Below are 19,728 nucleotides of genomic sequence, written 5' to 3' on the forward strand. Positions count from 1 at the left end.
CGGCGGGGATATTTTTAACCAGAAGAAGCAGGGTGGATTAATGCAGAGCGTTGTCCTTGATCCACTGTTGCCGATGGTGGCGATTTACGGTGTCGGCGCGCTTGTACTGGCGACCGTGCTGCTGGCGGTCTGGCGGCGGTTGCCCGGCTGGTGGTTGCGCGGCTTGGCGGGGCTTGCCCTGCTGGGCGCTTTGCTGAACCCCGCACTGAGCCAAGAGGACCGGGTCCCGCTGAGCGATATCGTGATGTTGGTGGTCGACGAAAGTGCGAGCCAGCGGATCAGCGACAGACCGGACCAGTCGGCCGCGGCCATCGCGAATGTGCAGGCCGAGATTGCCGGCATGGACAACACCGAATTGCGGATCGTGACCGTCAGCGACGGTGAGGGCGACGCCGGCACGCAGGCCATGACCGCGCTGACCGAAGCAATGGCCGAGGAACCCCAGGGCCGTATTGCCGGTATCTTGATGATTACGGACGGGCGTGTGCATGACATGGACCGCACCCCGCCCTTGCCTGCGCCGCTGCATGCGCTGGTGACGGGCCAGCCCGACGACTGGGACCGGCGTCTGGTGGTGGCCAATGCCCCGGCCTTTGCCATTCTGGGCGAGCCAGTGACGCTGACCGTGCGGATCGAGGATCAGGGGGCGGCCCCCCAGGGGGTCGTGTCGGTGCCGCTGAACATCAGCATTGATGGTGGCGCGCCCTTGCCCTTTGAGGTGCCGATCGGGCGCGACATCGAATTGCCCGTCAACCTGCCGCATGGCGGGATGAATGTGCTTCAGTTCCAGACGCCGACGGTGGATGGTGAATTGACGGACCGCAACAACGCCGCCGTGGTCCAGATCAACGGTGTCCGCGACCGGTTGCGCGTCCTGCTGGTCAGTGGCGAGCCCCATGCGGGTGAACGCACTTGGCGTAACCTGCTCAAGGCGGATGCAAGTGTCGATCTGGTGCATTTCACAATCCTGCGCCCGCCGGAAAAGCAGGACGGCGTGCCCGTGGACGAGTTGTCGCTGATCGCCTTTCCCACGCGCGAATTGTTCATGGAAAAGATCGCGGATTTCGACCTGATCGTGTTCGACCGCTATCGCAGGCGGGGCATCCTGCCGTCGCTGTATCTCGAAAACATCGCCAATTACGTGCGCGAGGGCGGTGCCGTGCTGGTGTCCTCTGGTCCCGAATACGGCAGCGTCGACAGTATCTTTCGTTCGCCATTGCAGACGGTCTTGCCCGGTGCGCCTACGGCACGGGTCTTTGAGGAAGGCTATGTGCCGCAGGTCACCGACCTGGGCGACCGGCATCCGGTGACCGCCGGACTGGAGGCGATGTCGCCCGGCACCGACGGCGAAGGCCCCGGTTGGGGGCGTTGGTTCCGGCTGGTGGATACCACCGTGCCCGAGGGTGCAGAGGTCCTGATGACAGGGCTGGACGACCGCCCGCTGCTGACGCTGGACCGGATCGGTGAGGGGCGCGTGGCGCTGCTGGCCAGCGATCAGAGCTGGCTGTGGGATCGTGGCTACGAAGGCGGTGGTCCGCAGGCCGAACTGCTGCGCCGCCTCGCCCATTGGATGATGAAGGAACCCGAGCTGGAAGAAGAAGCCCTGTGGGTCGAACCCTCTGGCCAGACCATGCGCATCATCCGGCGCACGCTGGAAGATGCACCCGGCGATATCGTGGTGACCGGGCCGGATGGTTCAGAGGTCACCCTGACGCTGGAGGAGGTCAGCCCCGGACGTTTCGAGACGCTGTGGGAAGCACCTGAAACGGGGCTCTATCGTTTGACGGATGGCACGCTGGACACGGTGATAGCGCTGGGGCCGGCTGCACCGCGTGAATTCGAGCAGACCATCGCCACCGGTGACGTTATGGACGAGACCATCAGCGCCACCAATGGCGGCACCGTGCTGGTGTCGGATGGCGATATCGATATCCGCAGCGTCCGGGCCGGTCGCCCCGCCGCGGGACGCGGCTGGCTGGGCATCACCCCGCGCGAGGCCTACCGCACGGCCGATATTTCCATCGCGCCGATCCTGCCCGCCTGGGCCTTTCTGATCCTGGCGGCGCTGTTGGTCATCGGGGCCTGGCTGCTGGAAGGACGCGGCGCCAAGCGACGCAAGCCCTAATCCGGCAGGGCGATGGACATTGTATCGGTTGACCAGCCGTCAACCGAACATTTTGCGCGGATGAAAACCTCTGTCAGGTCCGGCGGCACGACGACATTGCCAAGTGACCGGGTAAAGGGCTGTTCATTGACATGCGGGTGCAGCAACGTTCGGGTGCCGAGGATTGCGCCATCCGCATCCTCGACCCGCCAACCGTCGGCATAATGATCCCAGCCCGTATCGGGATGGGAAAGGGTCACGTCGAAACGCCACGCGCTCTCGTCACGTGCGACCTGCGCTGCGGCAATAACGGGGGCTTCGGCCAGCGCGGGGGTCGCGAGGCCGAGGATCAAAAACGTGATCTTGTGCATCGGGGCGGTCCTGTGTCGGGGCGGTTGGCCGCAGGTTAGGTGATGCGGGCGCGCTTGTCAGGGCCATGCGTCGTGCCGTAGGCTTTGGTCAGGAGGAAATCATCATGCATATGCCTGCCCCCGACGCCAAGGTCATGGCGCTGAAGGCTGCGCTTGCCGCGCGCCTGCGTGCCGTTTTGCCCGCGGACGCCGTGATCGACGATCTGGCGGAAACCCGCGCCTATGAATGCGACGGGCTGTCGGCCTACAAATGCTCGCCGCTGCTTGCGGTGCTGCCAGCAACCACGGCAGAGGTATCGGACGTGCTGCGCATCTGTCACGAGATGGACGTGCCGGTCGTCCCGCGCGGGTCCGGCACATCGCTGGCCGGTGGGGCCATGCCGACGGCGGATTCGGTTGTGCTGGGCGTGGCACGGCTGAACGCGGTGCTGGAAACCGATTATGCCGACCGGATCATCCGCGTGCAGTCAGGCCGCACGAACCTGAGCGTCACCGGCGCTGTGGAGGCAGACGGATTTTTTTACGCACCCGACCCCAGCAGCCAGCTGGCCTGCGCGATTGCGGGCAATGTGGCGATGAATTCCGGCGGGGCGCATTGCCTGAAATACGGCGTGACGACCAACAACCTGCTAGGCGTGACACTGGTGCTGATGGATGGAACCGTGGTGGAACTGGGCGGCGGGCATCTGGATGCGGGCGGGCTGGATCTGCTGGGGGTGATCTGCGGATCAGAAGGCCAGCTGGGTGTCGTGACCGAGGCGACCCTGCGCATTCTGGCCAAGCCGGAGGGCGCGCGCCCCGTGCTGATCGGGTTCGACAGCAACGCCGTCGCCGGGGCCTGCGTGTCCGACATCATCAAGGCGGGCGTGCTGCCCGTCGCGATCGAATTCATGGACCGGCCCTGCATCGTCGCCTGCGAGGCCTTTGCCAAGGCAGGCTACCCCGACTGCGAGGCGCTGTTGATCGTCGAGGTCGAAGGTTCGGACGCCGAGATCGACCATCAGCTGGGCCTGATCAGTGAAATTGCCCAGCGCCATGACCCGGTCGAGGTGCGCGAGGCCCGCGATGCGGACGAGGCGGCCCGCATCTGGCTGGGACGCAAATCGGCGTTCGGTGCGATGGGGCAGATCAACGACTACATGTGTCTGGATGGGACGATTCCGGTCACAGAGCTGCCACGCGTGCTGGACCGGATCGGCGCGCTGTCGCGAGAATACGGTCTGGACGTCGCGAATGTATTCCACGCAGGTGACGGCAACATGCATCCGCTGATCCTGTATGACGCCAATACCCCCGGCCAGCTGGAACTATGCGAGGCACTAGGGGCCGCGATCCTGAAGCTCTGTGTCGAGGTGGGCGGCTGCCTGACCGGCGAGCACGGCGTCGGCATCGAGAAACGCGACCTGATGACGGTGCAGTTCGCCCCCGCCGACCTGACAGCGCAGATGGCTGTAAAGGATGTGTTTGATCCCAAATGGCTGTTGAACGCGGCCAAGGTGTTTCCCCTTGATGCGAGTGCCGCGCACCGGGCGGCCTAGGGCCACCTTGGAGGCGCTGCCTCCAAACCTCCGGGATATTTCTGACCAGAAGAAGACCTATGACCCTGCAAACCGAAGATGATGTTGCTGATTTTGTGCGGGCGGCGAAAGGGCCGCTGGCCGTGCGCGGTGGTGGAACACGCGCGCAGGGCGGGGGCAATGAGGCACTGTCTGTCGCGGGACTGTCGGGGATCACACTGTATGAACCCGGCGCACTGACGCTGGTGGCCAAAGCCGGCACAGCGATGGCCGAGATCGAAGCCGCGCTCGTGGCGGAACGGCAGCAGTTGGCGTTCGAGCCGATGGATCATCGTGCGTTGCTGGGGACGGCGGGCGTGCCAACCATCGGCGGTGTGGTGGCGACCAATGCGTCGGGGCCACGCCGGATACAGGTGGGGGCCTGCCGCGATCATCTGCTGGGGGTCCGATTTGTCGATGGGTCCGGCACCGTGGTGAAAAACGGCGGTCGCGTGATGAAGAACGTGACGGGCTATGACCTGGTCAAGCTGCTGGCGGGCAGCTACGGCACGTTGGGCGTGCTGACCGAAGTATCGCTCAAGGTGCTGCCGCTGCCCGAACGGGTCGCGACCCTGACCACGGTTGTGCCGGATGCGGCAGCGGCGGTCACGGTGATGTCGGATGCGCTGGGTTCGCCCTATGACGTGACGGGTGCCGCGGCCGCGCAGGATGGTGACGGGTTTCGCGTCCATGTGCGGGTGGAAGGGTTTGACGACAGTGTCCGCTACCGTGCGGGGCAGTTGCGCGATTTGCTGCGCCTTGATGACGGCGGTGATCCCTGGGCAGATTTGCGCGACGTGACGGGTTTGGGCGATTGTCCCGTCGTCCTGCGCGTGTCGGTGCGACCATCGCAAGCGGCTGCGCTGTTGTCGCGGATGGATGGCGTGGACAAGGTGCAACTGGACTGGAGCGGTGGTCTGATCTGGCTGGGCGGTGCACAGGCGGCGTTGTTGGCACAGGCGCAGGCGATCTGCGCCGAGATCGGCGGCCATGCCACGGGGATCAAGGGGGACTTTGGCCCCCTGCCCCGGTTCCAGCCGCAACCGGCACCGCTGGCGGCGATCAGCGCGGGTCTGCGGGCAAAATTCGATCCACGCGGAATTCTCAACCCCGGAGTGATGGGCTGATGCAGACGACCTTTACCCCTGCGCAACTGCGTGATCCGGCCACGGCGCGGTCCAACCAGATCCTGCGCGCCTGCGTGCACTGCGGGTTTTGCACCGCGACCTGCCCGACCTACCAGGTGCTGGGGGATGAGCTGGACAGCCCGCGCGGGCGCATCTACCTGATCAAGGATATGCTGGAAAACGAACGTGTCCCCGATGCCACGACCGTCAAGCACATCGACCGCTGCCTGTCCTGCCTTGCTTGCATGACGACGTGTCCCTCGGGGGTGCATTACATGCATCTGGTCGATCATGCGCGTGCCTACATCAATACCAACTACAAACGCCCCCTGTCGGACCGCGCGTTGCGCTGGGTGCTGGCGCGGGTGCTGCCCTATCCGGGGCGTTTCCGATTGGCGCTGCTGGGGGCCAGGATCGCGCGGCCCTTTGCCCGGTTCATGCCTGATCCGCGTCTGCGCGCGATGCTGCGGATGGCCCCTGACGTGATCCCGCCTGTCAGCCGCAACGACGACCCCCAGACCTTTGCCGTGGCGGAACCCCGGATGCGGGTCGCCTTGATGACAGGTTGTGCCCAGCGCGCGCTGAACACCGACATCAACGACGCGACCATCCGGCTGCTGACGCGGCTGGGGGCCGAGGTCGTGATCGCCGACGGTCAGGGCTGCTGTGGTGCGCTGACGCATCACATGGGCAAAGAGGACGAATCCCACGCCTCTGCCGCGCGCAATATCCGCGCCTGGACGGCGCTGGGTGATCTGGATGCGATTGTCGTCAATACCTCTGGCTGTGGCACAACCGTCAAGGATTACGGCCATATGTTCCGCAATGATGCGCTGGCTGCGGATGCGGCACGGGTCTCTGCCCTGGCGCGCGACGTAAGCGAGGTTCTGCTGGACCTGATGCCCGCTGACAGCCCGCATCTGGATCTGAACGTGGCCAAGGGCGCGATCGCGGGAACGGATGCAGCACGCCTGCCTGCGCAATCCACTGCCGTCGGGACCGGGCTGCGCGTGGCCTATCACGCGGCCTGTTCTCTGCAACACGGACAGCAGATCAAGGCGGCCCCCAAGACGCTGTTGAAACGTGCGGGCTTCACCGTGCTGGAACCGGCCGACAGTCACCTGTGCTGTGGATCGGCGGGAACCTATAACCTGATGCAGCCTGAAATCGCGGGACAGCTCAAGGATCGCAAGGTCGCCACCCTGCGGGCATTGCAGCCCGATATCGTCGCGGCGGGCAACATCGGCTGCATGATGCAGATCGGGACGGCGGCGGGTGCGCCCATCGTGCACACGGTCGAACTGCTGGACTGGGCGACCGGTGGGCCACGGCCGCCCGCGCTTTTGCGTGATCCGGCCACACCGGTGGTGCCAAAGCTGCGCTGATCTGGTCATAGTGTCGCCATGCGCGGGTGCCACCCTACCCCGCAACCGAAAGGACCGACCGTTGCGCCTGACCCTGCCCCTGATCCTGTCACTGCTGGCATCACCGCTGTCTGCGCAGGATACCAGCCTGATGGCGCTGGAAACCTCCGACACCGGGCGCGGCTGGGAAGCGGTCGGCCGGTTGGACGTGGATCGCGGCGGGTTCTGCACGGCTTCGTTGATCGAGGAAAAGCTGATCCTGACAGCCGCGCATTGTCTGTATGACAGCGACGGCAGCCCGATTGCAGCAGAGCGTTTCACGTTTCTGGCGGGCCTGCGCGATGGACGGGCCGAGGCCACGCGCGGCGTTCTGCGCGTCACCGCTCATCCCGACTACATCCACCGATCAGAACGACCGCAGAACGATGCGGTTGCAGTGGATATTGCGGTGCTGGAACTGGACCGCCCGATCCGGCAGGGGCGGGTGACACCGTTCACGCTGGCCACCGAACCCCAGGCGGGCGCGCAGGTCGGCGTGGTGTCCTATGCCAACGGGCGCGCCAATGTGCCCAGCCTGCAAGAAGTCTGCGAGGTTCTGGACCGCCAGGGCGGGATCGTGGTGATGAGCTGTTCGGCCGATTTCGGGGCCAGCGGATCGCCGGTGTTCTGGATGAACGGTGGCACGCCCCGCATCGTGTCCGTCATTTCCGCCAAGGGGCGTTCGGGCACGCGCGACGTGTCACTGGGCACATCGCTTGCGGACCCGCTGGCGCGTCTGCTGGACGCACATGCGCGCGGGGTCGGTGCGTTACCCGTGCCCGTCGCGCGCACTGTTGGTGTGGGCACCCGCGACGGCACGGGTGCAAAATTCGTCCGTCCCTGAGGACCGTTTCAACGGCCTGCACTCTTGAACGCCGGGCAGGTGTTTCCCAAATAAACTCCACCACGATGCCTATCAGGGTCGTGGCGCTCACCAATGGCCGGGCCCGAACGGGGCGGCCTGACAATGTTGTCGCTTGCACAAAAGGATGACCTGACATGCGAAATTTCGACCTTACCCCCCTGTATCGCGCGACCGTCGGCTTTGACCAGATCGCGGAACTGATGGACCGGGCGCTTGCCTCTGACGTGGGCAGCCAGACCTATCCCCCCTACAATATTGAAAAGACCGACGACGACGCGTGGCGCATTTCCATCGCGGTTGCCGGGTTTTCGGACCATGACCTGTCGATCGAGGTCAACGATCGCAACCTTGTTGTGACCGGCCGCAAGGCTGATGACGACAAGACCCGCAAATACCTTCACCGCGGCATCGCGACCCGCGCGTTCGAGCGTCGTTTCCATCTGGCCGACCATGTGCGCGTGACAGGTGCCAGTCATGTGGACGGCATGCTGCACATCGACCTGGTGCGCGAGGTCCCCGAGGCGCTGAAGCCGCGCCGCATCGCGATTGCAAAATCACCTGCCACCGATACCGACGTGGTGGATGCGAAATCGGTCAACTGAACACTGACCGTGGATGAGGAAAGGCGGGCCGTTCTGGCCCGCCTTTTTTGTTGTCCGTGACCTGTTACGGATCGCAGATCGCCCGTTACAGGTCATGTGCGCCGGTCAGAATGTCAGATCGGCCTGATAACCCTGATCGGGTTCGGCACCGGTCACATTCGCCTTGCCGATCTCGTATAGGAATTTCAGCGGGTTCGTGGTGCTGAACCAGCACCCCGCGAGGGTCGGCGTCAGGCACAGCAAACGCACGTCGTCGTCCTGCTTGCCACCCTCGAACCAGGCGCTTGCGACCACACTCCAGAGTTCGTCGCGGATGGCCGCGTCCTGCACCAGTTCAAGTGTGCCTTCGATATTGGCGTATAGTCCGCTCTTCGCATCAGCGACCACGAAACGGGCTGGTTTGCCCTGGCTGTCGGTGTTGTCGACCAGTTCCGTGCCATCGGCTGCGATGAACCAAATCTTGCCGTCACGCGCCTTGCGCAGCGTAGGTGACATCGGCACCAGCTTGCCGTTGTCGGTCAGGCCGAGCATTCCGGCTTGCACATCGTCGATCCGGTCCCAAAAGTCTGTTTTTGCGTCGGTCATCACTGTCTCCTGTTGCGGTGTTCAGTGACAAAACGCGGGGACGGCGGCAGATGTTCCGCCGCCGTCCCGGTGTCAGATCATGCCGTCAGGGCGTGACCGTCCATGTCCTTGACGTCTTCGTTCTGTTCTTTCCACGTTGCGCGTTCCGCGTCGGTTGCGCGTGGCGAAAACAGCCCGGTCAGTGCGTAGAAAATGCCGATCACGGGGGCCAGCCAGCAGGCAAAGGCCAGCGGGATGTACAGCAGGTTTTCAAGATTGCCGTCCATGATGCCCAGACCCAGCGCCGTGATGACAAAGGCACCACCCGCATTCCACGGGATCAGCGGCGACATCAGCGTGCCACCCTCTTCGACCGCGCGGGACAGATTCAACGTGGAATACCCGATACCGCGATACAGCGGCGCATACATGCGACCCGGCAGCGCGATGCTGATGTAGGGATCGCCCGCCACCATGTTCGTGGCAAAGCTGGTCGCGATGGCAGAGGTCTGCACCGCACCAAAGCTGCGCACGCGCGCGGTGATCGCATTGATGATCGACTCAAGGCAGCCCGTGCGTTCCAGCGCACCACCAAAGCCCAGCGCAATCAGCATCAGCGAAATCGTCCACATCATCGACTGGATGCCGCCAGAGTTCAGCAGGCTGTCGATATCGGCAATGCCGGTGTCGATCGCATAGCCGGACTGCGCATAGGTGAACACGTCATGAAGACCGTTGCCCTGCCAAAAGATGGCGACAAGGCCACCCGCCAGCACACCTGCAAACAGCGACGGCAGCGGCGGCTGTTTCTTCAGGGCCAGAGCGACAACGATCAGCGCGGGCAGCAACGGCACGATGCCGATGGCAAAACGCTCGTCCAGACCCGTGGTGATGGCGTCAATCGCAGCAAAGGATGTCTCGCCCTCGCCCATCAGCATGAAACCGGCACCGATATAAATGATCAGCGCGATCAGCATCGCAGGCACGGTTGTCGGCAGCATGTTCTGGATGTGATCGAACACCGTCGTGCCGGTCACGGCAGGCGCAAGGTTCGTGGTATCCGACAGCGGCGAAATCTTGTCACCAAAGAACGCGCCGGACACGACGGCACCAGCCGTCCAATAGACCGGCACGTCAAAACCTGCGCCGATCCCCATCAGCGCCAGACCGATGGTGCCCACCGTGCCCCAGCTGGTGCCCAGCGACAGGGACACGACCGCGCACAGGATCATGGCAGCTGCAAGAAAGATCGACGGATTGAGCAGTGTCAGACCGTAGTAGATCAGCGTCGGCACCGTGCCGGACGCGATCCAGACCCCGATGATCATACCCACCACAATCAGGACCGCCAATGACGGCATCGACACGTGAATGACGTGGAAAACGCCCTCACGGATGTCAAACCAGCCTTGTCCCCGCAGACGGCCCAACAATGCCGTAACGGCAAGGCCCAGGATCAGCGGAATGTGGGGTGTAAAATCACCGTAGTAAAAGAGTTGGAGGGCCAGCAGGCCCAGCGTGATCAGAATTGGCAGTAACGCCAAACCGAGCGACGGCAGATTCTTGTCTGTCGTGGTCATGGTATCCCCTGTTTCAATTATTCTTACGAAAACAACGGGGTCGATATAAAAGATGTTCCAAAGTTTAAAGCAGATGAACCAAAGTCAGGTCAATTCACTGGCATCGCGGGGTTCGGCAGCACAAACAGGCTAATGCGCCGCCGCCCAATTGGCACCTGTCCCGGCCTCTACCGCGAGGGTCACGTCCAGCTTGACCGCAGGGTCGGATGCATTTTCCATCACCGCGCGGGCCGTCGCAATCAGATCGTCCTGCGCGCCGTCGTCCACTTCGAACAGCAATTCGTCATGAACCTGCAACAGCATCTTGGCGGGTTGGCCCGCGATGGCGTCCGGCATGCGGATCATCGCGCGGCGGATCACGTCTGCGGCGGTGCCCTGGATCGGGGCGTTGATCGCCGCACGTTTCGCAAATCCCGCCTGCGGCCCCTTTGCGTTGATTTCGGGCGTGTTGATCCGGCGACCGAACAGCGTCTGGACGTAGCCATGTTCCTTGGCGAATGCGACCGTGTCGTCCATGTAGGCGCGGATGCCCGGGAACCGTTCAAAGTAACGGTCGATGAACCCCTGCGCCTCGGCCCGCGGGATGCGCAGGTTCCGCGCCAGACCAAAGCCGCTGATGCCGTAGATGACGCCAAAGTTGATCGCCTTGGCCTGCCGGCGCACGTCCGGGGTCATTTCGTCCAATGGCACGTTGAACATCTCCGACGCGGTCAGCGCGTGAATGTCCACACCGTCGCGGAACGCCTGTTTCAGCTCTTCGATACCGGCAACATGGGCGAGGATTCGCAGCTCGATCTGGGAATAGTCGAGGCTGACCAGCACCTTGCCGTCCTCTGCGATAAAGGCCTCGCGGATGCGGCGGCCTTCTTCGGACCGGATCGGGATGTTTTGCAGGTTGGGATCGGTGGATGCCAGACGCCCGGTGTTCGCACCTGCGATGGAATAGGACGTATGCACCCGGCCCGTATCGGGGTGGATGTGGTCCTGTAGCGCGTCGGTATAGGTCGATTTCAGTTTCGACAGTTGCCGCCAGTCCAGGATCAGGCGCGGCAGATCATGCAGCGTCGCCAGATCCTCCAGCACGTCGGCCCCGGTGGAATAGGCCCCGGTCTTGCCCTTGGCCGGGGTTTTCCCGTCGGGCAGCGACAGGCCCATCTCGTCGAACATCACCTCGCCCAATTGTTTGGGTGAACCGACATTGAACTTGCGCCCCGCAAGAGACTGGATCTCGTCCTCCAGCCCCGCCATTTTCTGGCTGAACGCGTTGGACATGCGCGACAGCGTATCGCGGTCGACCTTGACGCCTGTCATTTCCATCTGCGCCAACACCGGCACCAGCGGGCGTTCCAGCGTTTCATAGACCGTGGTGACCTTGTTCACATGCAGCTGCGGTTTCAGGTGCTGCCACAGGCGCAGGGTGATGTCCGCATCCTCTGCCGCGTATTTCACCGCCTCGTCGATGCCCACGCGGTCAAAAGTGATTGCGGATTTGCCACTACCCAGCAGTGGTTTGATCGGGATGGGGATATGCCCCAGATACCGTTCGGACAGCACGTCCATCCCGTGATTGTGCAGGCCCGCGTGCATGGCATAGGACAGCAGCATCGTGTCGTCGATCGGGGCCACGTCGATCCCCATCAGGGCAAAGACCTTGGCATCGTATTTCATGTTCTGACCGATCTTGAGGATGCTATCATCCTCGAGCATCGGTTTCAGGGCGGCCAGACAGGCATCCATGTCCATCTGACCTTCGGCCCGCGCGTCGGACCCGAACAGATCGTCCTGCGTCGCAGCCTTGTGCGCCAGTGGAATATAGCAGGCCTGACCGGGGGTCACGCACAGGCTGATGCCCACGAGGTCGGCGCGCATTTCATTCAGGCCCGTGGTTTCGGTGTCAACGGCGACATGACCGTGTTCATAAATCCGGTCGATCCAGACCTGTAGCGCGTCCATGTCGCGCACACACTCATAGGCCTCCGCGTCAAACGGCTGATCGTCGGGCTGCGCCACATCCTTTGGTGCCTCGACCTCGATCGCGGGGGCCTCTTGTCCCAATGACGCGGCGATGCGTTTCGTGACCGTGCGGAATTCCATCTGTGCGAGGAACCCCAGCAGGGTGTCGGGATCAGGATCACGGATTTCCAGATCGTCCAGCGTGAACGGCAGGTCCATGTCGCAATCAAGCTGCACAAGGCGTTTTGACAGCTCGATCTGCGCGCGGTGGTCGATCAGCGTCTGGCGACGCTTGGGTTGCTTGATCTCTTCGGCGCGGTCCAGCAGGCTTTCCAGATCGCCGTATTCATTGATCAGCAATGCGGCGGTCTTGATGCCGATGCCCGGGGCACCCGGCACGTTGTCGACCGAATCGCCCGCCAACGCCTGTACATCGACAACGCGGTTCGGACCGACACCGAATTTTTCCACCACGCCATCGCTGTCGATGCGTTTGTTCTTCATCGGGTCGAGCATTTCGACGCCGTCGCCGACCAGCTGCATCAGGTCCTTGTCCGACGACAGGATCGTGACGCGCCCGCCCGCATCACGGGCCTGATGTGCCAGGGTCGCGATGATGTCGTCAGCCTCGAAGCCTTCGATTTCCTCGCAGGCAATGTTGAACGCGCGAGTGGCATCACGGGTCAGCGGAATCTGCGGGCGCAGATCCTCTGGCATGGCGTCGCGGTTCGCCTTGTACTGGTCGTACATGTCATTGCGGAACGTATGGCTGCCCTTGTCGAAAATCACCGCCACATGGGTCGCGGCATCCGGGCCGGTGTTCCCCTCGATGTAGCGTTGCAGCATGTTCACAAAACCGGACACCGCACCGACGGGCAACCCGTCAGAGGCGCGCGTCAGCGGCGGCAGTGCATGATAGGCGCGAAAGATGAAGGCAGAGCCGTCGATCAGATGCAGGTGGCAGCCTTTGCCAAAGGCCATCAGACCTTGTCCTTGAACTCTTCGTGGATGAACCGCGCATCACAATAGCTGCACTCGACCCAGCCCTTGTCATGCGGAATGGCCAGCCAGACCCGCGGATGCCCCAGGCCCGGGCCGCTGCCATCGCATGCAATGCGCCATTGGTCGACGATCTTGGTTTCCGGTGCGGGACGTGTCATGGACTGGCCTGTGCGTTGTCGCGGGCCCTGCCCGCCTTATATCGCCCCGAACCTATCCCAGCCCAGCAAAGGGTGAAAGACCCATGTCAGACAATGCCATCGAAATTTCCGGTCTGCGGAAAACCTATGCCGCCACAGGGCGCAGTGCGGCGAAGGACGCGCTGAAAGGTATCGACCTTACCATTCCGCGCGGATCAATCTTTGGCCTGCTGGGTCCGAACGGTGCCGGCAAATCCACATTGATCAACATTCTGGCCGGGTTGGTGCTGAAAACCGAAGGCACGGTGAAAATCTGGGGATTCGATCAGGACGTGAACGCGCGCCAGTCGCGGGCGTCGATCGGGATCATGCCGCAGGAACCCAACCTTGACCCTTTTTTCACACCGCGCGGGTCGCTGGATGTGCAAGCGGGCCTATACGGGGTGCCCAGATCGCAGCGCCGCACGGATGAAATCCTGGATCTGATCGGCCTGTCCGACAAGGCCGACGCCTATGCCCGGTCGCTGTCAGGCGGGATGCGGCGGAGGCTCTTGCTGGGCAAGGCGCTGGTGCATTCGCCGCAGATCCTTGTGCTGGACGAACCCACCGCCGGCGTCGATATCGAGCTGCGCAACCTGTTGTGGCAGAATGTGCGGCAGCTGAACGAACAGGGCATGACGATCATCCTGACGACCCATTACCTCGAAGAAGCCGAGGCGATGTGCGACGAAATCGCCATCATCAACCACGGTGAGATGATCGTGCGCGACACCACCGCGAACCTGCTGGGCACGCTGGACCAGAAAACGCTGGTGATCACGCCGGACGCGGACCACCCGGACCTGCCCGCACTGCCGGATGGTGTGACGGGGGAAAAGCGTGCGAACGGCACGCTGGCATTCACCTATCAATCCAGCAAGATCCCCGCAGGGCAAATCATCGACACGGTGCGCAATGCTGGCGTCACGATCCGCGATGTGACGTCCGAACAGCCCGACCTCGAGGACGTGTTTCTGTCGCTGACGTCCAGCCGCTGACGGGACGGTGGGCGGGGCGCCTTTGCGGGCGCAGCCCGTCAAACAGCGCCGCCGACCGTCACTTGGGCAGCATGCGCCCCAGATGTTTGCCGCCAATGATGTGCAGGTGGAAATGCGGCACATCCTGCACACCATGCGCGCGGGTGTTGGCGATGGCACGGAACCCGTCATCGACGCCCGTGATCCGGCAGACCTCTGCCACGGCCTGCATGAAACCCGCCTGTTCCTCTGGCGTGGCCGCACCCGCGAAATGATCCAGCGACACATAGGCCCCCTTGGGGATCACCAGCACATGCACCGGGGCCTGTGGCTCGATATCATGGAATGCCAGGGCGTGATCATTCTCGAACACGGTCTTGTTGGGGATTTCACCGCGCAGGATGCGGGCAAAGATATTCTGGTCGTCGTAGGTGAATTCCATGTCTGTCCTCAATCAACGAATAGGTAGGGCGTTTCAGCCAGCGTCTTGGCCACTTCATCCGACACACTCAGAAAACTGGCAAGCGCCGGGGCATTCTCGATCGGTGTCGCCCGTTCCCTGATCCGGTAGAGATGACTGAAATTGGCGTCCCGGATCCGGTCGCTTTCGAATGTCACATCCTGCTTGATCGTGGGCAGGATCTGGTTGATCGCATCAAGCGGGGTCTGATCCCCCGCAAGGCCCACCCGCTTGGCATGGCCGATCAGGTAGTCCTCGGTGAATTCGCACTGAATTTCCAGCAGACGGGTTGTGGATCGGTCGGAAAAGAAATCCTGCATCAGGTCGATGTTGGATGTGTCCAGGCAGATGATCATCCGGTCGCTTTCGTAATAGTCGAACAGCATCCGCATGAGCGCCCGCCGATGACGGGTGCGTTTTCCCAGGCTGGCCTGAATGCCGCCCAGATCAGGCATCACGGTATCTTCCTCGTTGAACAGATAGGCCACGGCGGGAATGTTGGTGTGGTGCTCTATCGCGGCCAGCAGGCGTTTGGCGACATGCCATTTCTTGCAGGCGATGATCAGCAATTCGCGTTCGCGGCCCAGCGTGCTCTCTGTTTCCCAGAAACGGTCTGCGAACCGGCGGCCGATCCGTCCGCGCCCCGTCAGGAATCGAAACAGGTTGCGTCCTTCGTTCGATATCTGGAAATCGGACCTGTCCGACGCATATAGCCGCCCCAACCGGGCCTTCAGGTCGGTCGCCTCGGGACTGATCTTGCGGGCGAACAGCGCGTCCTGATTGAGCAGCAGATCAAAGTGATCGTTGTAGAATGTCACCGGCATCCCGTAGTCGGTGAACATCAGGAATGTCAGCGTGCGCGCCTCGATTTCCTTGCCCGGCACCAGATGCCGCACGAGTGTCTGAAAAAACGTCTCGTCCGGAATCCAGGTGGTCCGAAAGAACCGCATCACGTCGCGCCGCTGCCGTGCGAAATCCAGAATCATCTCGATGGTCTGACGGCGCAGGCACCACCATTGGCTGCCGATCATGATTTGCAGATCGTCAGGCACCTTTCGCGTCAGGCCCAGACGACGCTGTGTCCAGAAACTCCAGTAGAACCGCCGTTTCTGGGTGCGTTCATTGAACCAATGCCGATAGATCAGCCGTTCTTGCTTGAAACCCGTCTTGATCCAGTCGCTGTCAAAGAAATCAAAGCTTTCGATATAGTCGCGGTCGTTGCGATCCAGAAAGGCGTGGGCATAGGCCGCCGATTTGATCGCAAGGCAATCCCCTGACACCATGTAGAAATGTGTCGCACGCGGAAAGGCCTCGACCGCCGCCTCGACCGCGGAGAGGGTCGCGTCAACCAGGCTCCACTCTCCCCAGCCGCACTTCAGTCGCCGCTTGGCGAATGTCACGTTGGGATTCCCCGCAAGCGCCGCGCGGATCCGGTCGTAACTCTTGCGCGGGGCACGGGCGTCGAAATGAATAGCGATGCAATCGCCCACGGCCGTCAATTGCCGCGCCTGCTGGATGATGGCGTCCGGGTCCTTGTGACAGAGCAGGATAAAGGCAATGGTGGCCATCGGTCAGAGCATGTCCCGTTTACGACTGTTGTAAGGTGTCCTCATATCAACAACACTCGGCCATAAGACAGGGTTTCTTTGTCATGACACCTCCAATAAGACATTATTGGACCATATACAGTCACAGACTTAAACCGACGAGGTAGCGACCCATGGGGTTTCCCGGAACATGGATGACCGAAAGCGAAAGCATGGTCTACCGCGTGGTGCCCAAATGCGCCTGCTCGACCATCGGGCAGATCATGTTCTATTCGGATCACGGGACGTTTTTTGACGGCGACATCCACGACGCGCAGGCCGGTTTGCACAAATGGGCGATGGACGACAGCCAGCCGCTAATCACGGACAATGTCAAATCGCACCGGTCCTATGCCTTTACCTGCGTGCGCAACCCCTACACCCGGATCCTGTCATCGTTTTTCGACAAGATCTGCGGCATCCAGCGCAACGGCAAACGCTATCGCGGCAACCTGGTGCCGCTGCTGATCCAGAAATACGGAATCGAGGTTGGCGACCCCGAGACCGGGTTCGAATTCGACCAGATCAAATCGTTCCGCCGGTTCCTGCTGTTCGCGCGGGACACCATCCGCTGGCGGCGCCCCATGGAACCGGACATTCATTGGTCCGCCATGTCCGGCCATATCAGCACCTTTATCCACAACGGCGGAACCTACGACCAGATTTTCTGGACCGAACAGTTCAACGACGGCATGGGCGAAGTACTGTCCAGGATCGAGACACGCCACCCCGTCGATCTGGCCGCGATCCCGCGTTTCAACGAAAGCGAAGGTCACGGCCCCAAGCGGCTGCACAAGGTGTCCGACTACTTTGACGATCTGTCGATGCATCTGATGTGGGAAATCTACAAAAAGGATTTCCAGCTGTTCCGCTACGATTTCGACAATCCCGACAACAAGATGCCTGTGGGTGACATTGATTTGCGTGAGGTCCACGCCAAGTTGGGCGACTAGAGGGGGCCTTGCCCCCGTGCCGCAAGCGGCACCCCCCAGGATATTTTTGACCAGAAGAAGACAGGACCGCCCGCTATGACCCGTGTGTTGATCCTGGGGTCCGGCCCCGATGTGGCCGAAGCGGCAGACTGGACGCGCGCGCCCTTTGATCTGATCGTGGCGATCAACAACGCATGGCGTGTGCGGGATGATTGGGACATTCATATCTATCCCACCGATTTCCCCGTGGACCGGCGTCCGCGCGATATGCACGACCACCAGCGGATCGTGCAGGCTGACGATTATGTCCCGGTCCAGAACACCTACGGCGGTTTCGTTTATGCTGGCGGGACGATGGCGTTCACCGCCGGGTATTGGGCGCTGGGGGCCTTGCGTCCCAGCCTGATGGCATTCGCCGGTTGCAACATGGTCTATCCGGCCAGCGGGGCCACGCATTTCTATGGGACCGGCACCGCCGATCCGTTGCGGCCGGACGTGACCCTGCGGTCGTTGCCCGCAAAATCGGCCCGGCTGCATGTGCATGCGGCGCGGCAGGGTTGTACCTGTGTCACGGTGACGGGCGCAGACAGCGTGCTGACATTTCCCCGCGCCACACCAGACGTTTTGCCCACCACCCCGGCCCCGTTCGATGCGGGTCTGGCCGCACAGGCCGATGCGATGGAGGCGCGGCTGGACTACGTGGTGCCCAGCGGCAAATACTGGAAAGAAGAAGACCGGTTCGACCCCGCGCAGATCGACGCGCTGGACGCGCTGTGGCTAGGTGCCGTCAGCTAGAGCGTCTTGTCCTCGAACAGACACAGATCGCGAATGATGCAGGCCGCGCATTTGGGTTTGCGCGCCACACAGACGTAGCGTCCGTGCAGGATCATCCAGTGATGCGCATGCAGCTGGTAATCGGCGGGAATGTGATCCTCGATCCGGCGTTCGACGGTATCCACATCCTTGCCCGGTGCGATCCCCGTGCGGTTTCCGATGCGAAAGATATGCGTGTCGACGGCCTGGGCGGGATAGCTCCACCACATGTTCAACACGACATTCGCGGTTTTGCGCCCCACACCCGGAAGTGATTGCAGGGCAGCGCGTGAATTGGGCACCTCTCCGCCATATTCATCGACGAGGATCTGGCTCAGCTTGATGACATTCTTGGCCTTTTGCCGGAACAGACCGATGGTCTTGATGTGTTCCGTCACGCCGTCCAGCCCCAGATCCAGCATCTTTTGCGGTGTATCTGCGATGGCGAACAGATCGCGGGTCGCCTTGTTCACGCCCTTGTCGGTTGCCTGTGCCGACAGCGCCACGGCCACCACCAGCGTATAGGCATTGGTGTGGTCCAGCTCGCCCTTGGGTTCGGGGTCCACTGCGTGAAACCGGCGAAAAATCTCGCGGATCGTGTTGTAGTCGAGTTGCTTTGCCATGGCCCTTGATGCCCCGGCGGCGGGGACTGTGCAAGTTGCGCAAGTTCCGGGTCGCGCGACATGTTGCAGCGCCGTAGATTGGGATCATGGAACAGACACAGAGCTATCATTATCACGTCATGGCCCGCGCGATCACAGAGATCGACGCACGGCAGGGCGCGGCGGCATCGCTGGCCGATATCGCCCATGCGCTGGACATGAGCCCCGCCCATTTCCAACGCCTGTTTTCCGCATGGGTCGGGGTGTCGCCCAAGCGGTATCACCAATACCTGACGCTGGATCACGCGCGGCATCTGCTGCGCGACAGGTTCACCACGCTGGAAACAGCGGCAGAGGTCGGCCTGTCAGGCACCAGCCGCCTGCACGACCTGTTCGTGCGCTGGGAGGCGATGACCCCCGGCGATTTCGCCCGCGGTGGTGCCGGGCTGACGATCCGCTGGGGGTGGTTCGACAGTGCGTTCGGCCCAGTCCTGTCGATGGCGACGGACCGGGGATTGTGCGGTCTGGCCTTTGCCGCGGAAAGTGGCCGTGATGCCGCCATGGATGACCTGACCTCGCGCTGGCCCACGGCCCATTACGTCGAGGACGCAGACACCATCGCGGCATGGACAACCGCTGCGCTGACCACACGCGGGGACGCGCGTCTGCACATGATCGGCGCACCGTTTCAGATCAAGGTCTGGGAGGCGTTGCTGCGGATCCCCTCGGGGCATGTCACGACCTATTCCGAAATCGCCAGCAGCATTGGCCACTCCAAGGCTGTGCGGGCCGTCGGCACGGCGGTGGGCCGCAATCCGGTCAGCCTGCTGATTCCCTGCCACCGGGCGCTGCGCAAATCGGGGGCCCTGGGCGGCTATCACTGGGGTCTGCCGGTCAAACGCGCCCTGCTGGCCGTTGAGGGTGCACGCGCTGACGCGATATCCGCCTGAAATGCGCAATTCTGCCCCCGCTATTTGATAGCGGCGGCGGTTGCGCCATATAGCGAGGTATCTTGAATGCCCGAACGTCGGGGATTCGCATGAAGGAAACACGCT

The 19,728-nt window shown here is 62.4% G+C and carries 18 protein-coding genes; 10 read left to right on the plus strand and 8 right to left on the minus strand.

Annotated features, from left to right (window positions below; all coding sequences use genetic code 11):
• The first annotated feature begins 40 nt into the window (after window positions 1–40).
• On the plus strand, window positions 41–2,125 hold the full coding sequence (locus AN189_RS10885; protein ID WP_056035436.1) for a hypothetical protein: 2,085 nt from the start codon (window positions 41–43) through the stop codon (window positions 2,123–2,125).
• On the opposite strand, the gene AN189_RS10890 is transcribed toward AN189_RS10885, so the two are convergent.
• Window positions 2,122–2,475, minus strand: coding sequence for a hypothetical protein (locus AN189_RS10890; RefSeq protein WP_056035439.1), 354 nt, complete (start codon window positions 2,473–2,475; stop codon window positions 2,122–2,124). The genes AN189_RS10885 and AN189_RS10890 overlap by 4 nt on opposite strands.
• A 104-nt stretch (window positions 2,476–2,579) precedes the next feature.
• Here AN189_RS10890 and AN189_RS10895 point away from each other — a divergent pair, with 104 nt between their 5' ends.
• From AN189_RS10895 to AN189_RS10915, 5 genes are all read left to right on the plus strand, one after another.
• Window positions 2,580–4,013: an FAD-linked oxidase C-terminal domain-containing protein gene (locus AN189_RS10895; RefSeq protein ID WP_056035775.1), complete on the plus strand. Its 1,434-nt coding sequence runs from the start codon at window positions 2,580–2,582 to the stop codon at window positions 4,011–4,013.
• Between the two features lie 59 nt (window positions 4,014–4,072).
• Window positions 4,073–5,158, plus strand: a complete 1,086-nt coding sequence (locus AN189_RS10900) for an FAD-binding protein (RefSeq protein WP_056035442.1) — start codon at window positions 4,073–4,075, stop codon at window positions 5,156–5,158.
• Window positions 5,158–6,543 (plus strand): glycolate oxidase subunit GlcF, encoded by a 1,386-nt coding sequence (gene glcF / locus AN189_RS10905; protein ID WP_056035445.1) that lies wholly within the window; start codon window positions 5,158–5,160, stop codon window positions 6,541–6,543. Before AN189_RS10900 ends, glcF begins: the two co-directional genes overlap by 1 nt.
• Before the next feature lie 61 nt (window positions 6,544–6,604).
• Window positions 6,605–7,405, plus strand: coding sequence for a serine protease (locus AN189_RS10910; protein ID WP_056035448.1), 801 nt, complete (start codon window positions 6,605–6,607; stop codon window positions 7,403–7,405).
• A 155-nt stretch (window positions 7,406–7,560) separates the two neighbouring features.
• Entirely contained in the window at window positions 7,561–8,028 is a 468-nt protein-coding gene (locus AN189_RS10915) for an Hsp20 family protein (protein WP_056035451.1), read from the plus strand.
• 105 nt (window positions 8,029–8,133) lie between these two features.
• On the opposite strand, the gene AN189_RS10920 is transcribed toward AN189_RS10915, so the two are convergent.
• From AN189_RS10920 to AN189_RS10935, 4 genes are all read right to left on the minus strand, one after another.
• Window positions 8,134–8,613, minus strand: a complete 480-nt coding sequence (locus AN189_RS10920; RefSeq protein ID WP_056035454.1) for a pyridoxamine 5'-phosphate oxidase family protein — start codon at window positions 8,611–8,613, stop codon at window positions 8,134–8,136.
• 77 nt (window positions 8,614–8,690) lie between these two features.
• Entirely contained in the window at window positions 8,691–10,172 is a 1,482-nt protein-coding gene (gene nhaC, locus AN189_RS10925) for a Na+/H+ antiporter NhaC (RefSeq protein ID WP_056035457.1), read from the minus strand.
• 129 nt (window positions 10,173–10,301) lie between these two features.
• Window positions 10,302–13,106 carry a DNA polymerase I gene (polA, locus tag AN189_RS10930; RefSeq protein WP_056035460.1) on the minus strand — a complete coding sequence of 935 codons (2,805 nt, stop codon included), beginning with the start codon at window positions 13,104–13,106 and terminating at the stop codon, window positions 10,302–10,304.
• Complete coding sequence (locus AN189_RS10935; protein ID WP_056035464.1) at window positions 13,106–13,285, minus strand: zinc-finger domain-containing protein; 180 nt, start codon at window positions 13,283–13,285, stop codon at window positions 13,106–13,108. The genes polA and AN189_RS10935 overlap by 1 nt, the downstream gene beginning before the upstream one ends.
• 83 nt (window positions 13,286–13,368) lie before the next feature.
• Here AN189_RS10935 and AN189_RS10940 point away from each other — a divergent pair, with 83 nt between their 5' ends.
• The gene (locus tag AN189_RS10940) at window positions 13,369–14,301 is read left to right on the plus strand and encodes an ABC transporter ATP-binding protein (RefSeq protein WP_056035466.1); all 933 of its coding nucleotides are present in this window, start codon (window positions 13,369–13,371) and stop codon (window positions 14,299–14,301) included.
• A gap of 58 nt (window positions 14,302–14,359) precedes the next feature.
• Here AN189_RS10940 and AN189_RS10945 read toward each other — a convergent pair whose 3' ends face one another.
• Together AN189_RS10945 and AN189_RS10950 are read right to left on the minus strand one after the other, a co-directional pair.
• Window positions 14,360–14,722 carry an HIT domain-containing protein gene (locus AN189_RS10945; RefSeq protein WP_056035469.1) on the minus strand — a complete coding sequence of 121 codons (363 nt, stop codon included), beginning with the start codon at window positions 14,720–14,722 and terminating at the stop codon, window positions 14,360–14,362.
• Between the two features lie 8 nt (window positions 14,723–14,730).
• Complete coding sequence (locus tag AN189_RS10950; RefSeq protein WP_056035472.1) at window positions 14,731–16,308, minus strand: DUF5928 domain-containing protein; 1,578 nt, start codon at window positions 16,306–16,308, stop codon at window positions 14,731–14,733.
• 152 nt (window positions 16,309–16,460) lie between these two features.
• On the opposite strand from AN189_RS10950, the gene AN189_RS10955 reads away from it, so the two are divergent.
• Window positions 16,461–17,279 (plus strand): sulfotransferase family protein, encoded by an 819-nt coding sequence (locus AN189_RS10955; RefSeq protein WP_056035475.1) that lies wholly within the window; start codon window positions 16,461–16,463, stop codon window positions 17,277–17,279.
• Between the two features lie 75 nt (window positions 17,280–17,354).
• A complete protein-coding gene (locus tag AN189_RS10960; protein ID WP_056035478.1) occupies window positions 17,355–18,053 on the plus strand; it encodes a hypothetical protein in 699 nt (232 codons plus the stop codon).
• Here the strand turns inward: AN189_RS10960 and nth are convergent.
• Complete coding sequence (nth, locus tag AN189_RS10965; protein ID WP_056035481.1) at window positions 18,050–18,694, minus strand: endonuclease III; 645 nt, start codon at window positions 18,692–18,694, stop codon at window positions 18,050–18,052. The two genes, AN189_RS10960 and nth, sit on opposite strands and share 4 nt — an antisense overlap.
• A gap of 86 nt (window positions 18,695–18,780) precedes the next feature.
• Between nth and AN189_RS10970 the strand changes: the two genes are divergently transcribed.
• Entirely contained in the window at window positions 18,781–19,623 is an 843-nt protein-coding gene (locus AN189_RS10970) for a bifunctional helix-turn-helix domain-containing protein/methylated-DNA--[protein]-cysteine S-methyltransferase (RefSeq protein ID WP_056035484.1), read from the plus strand.
• Window positions 19,624–19,728: the final 105 nt, after the last annotated feature.

Source organism: Loktanella sp. 3ANDIMAR09 (assembly GCF_001420005.1).
In the GTDB taxonomy this organism is placed as follows: Bacteria; Pseudomonadota; Alphaproteobacteria; order Rhodobacterales; family Rhodobacteraceae; genus Loktanella.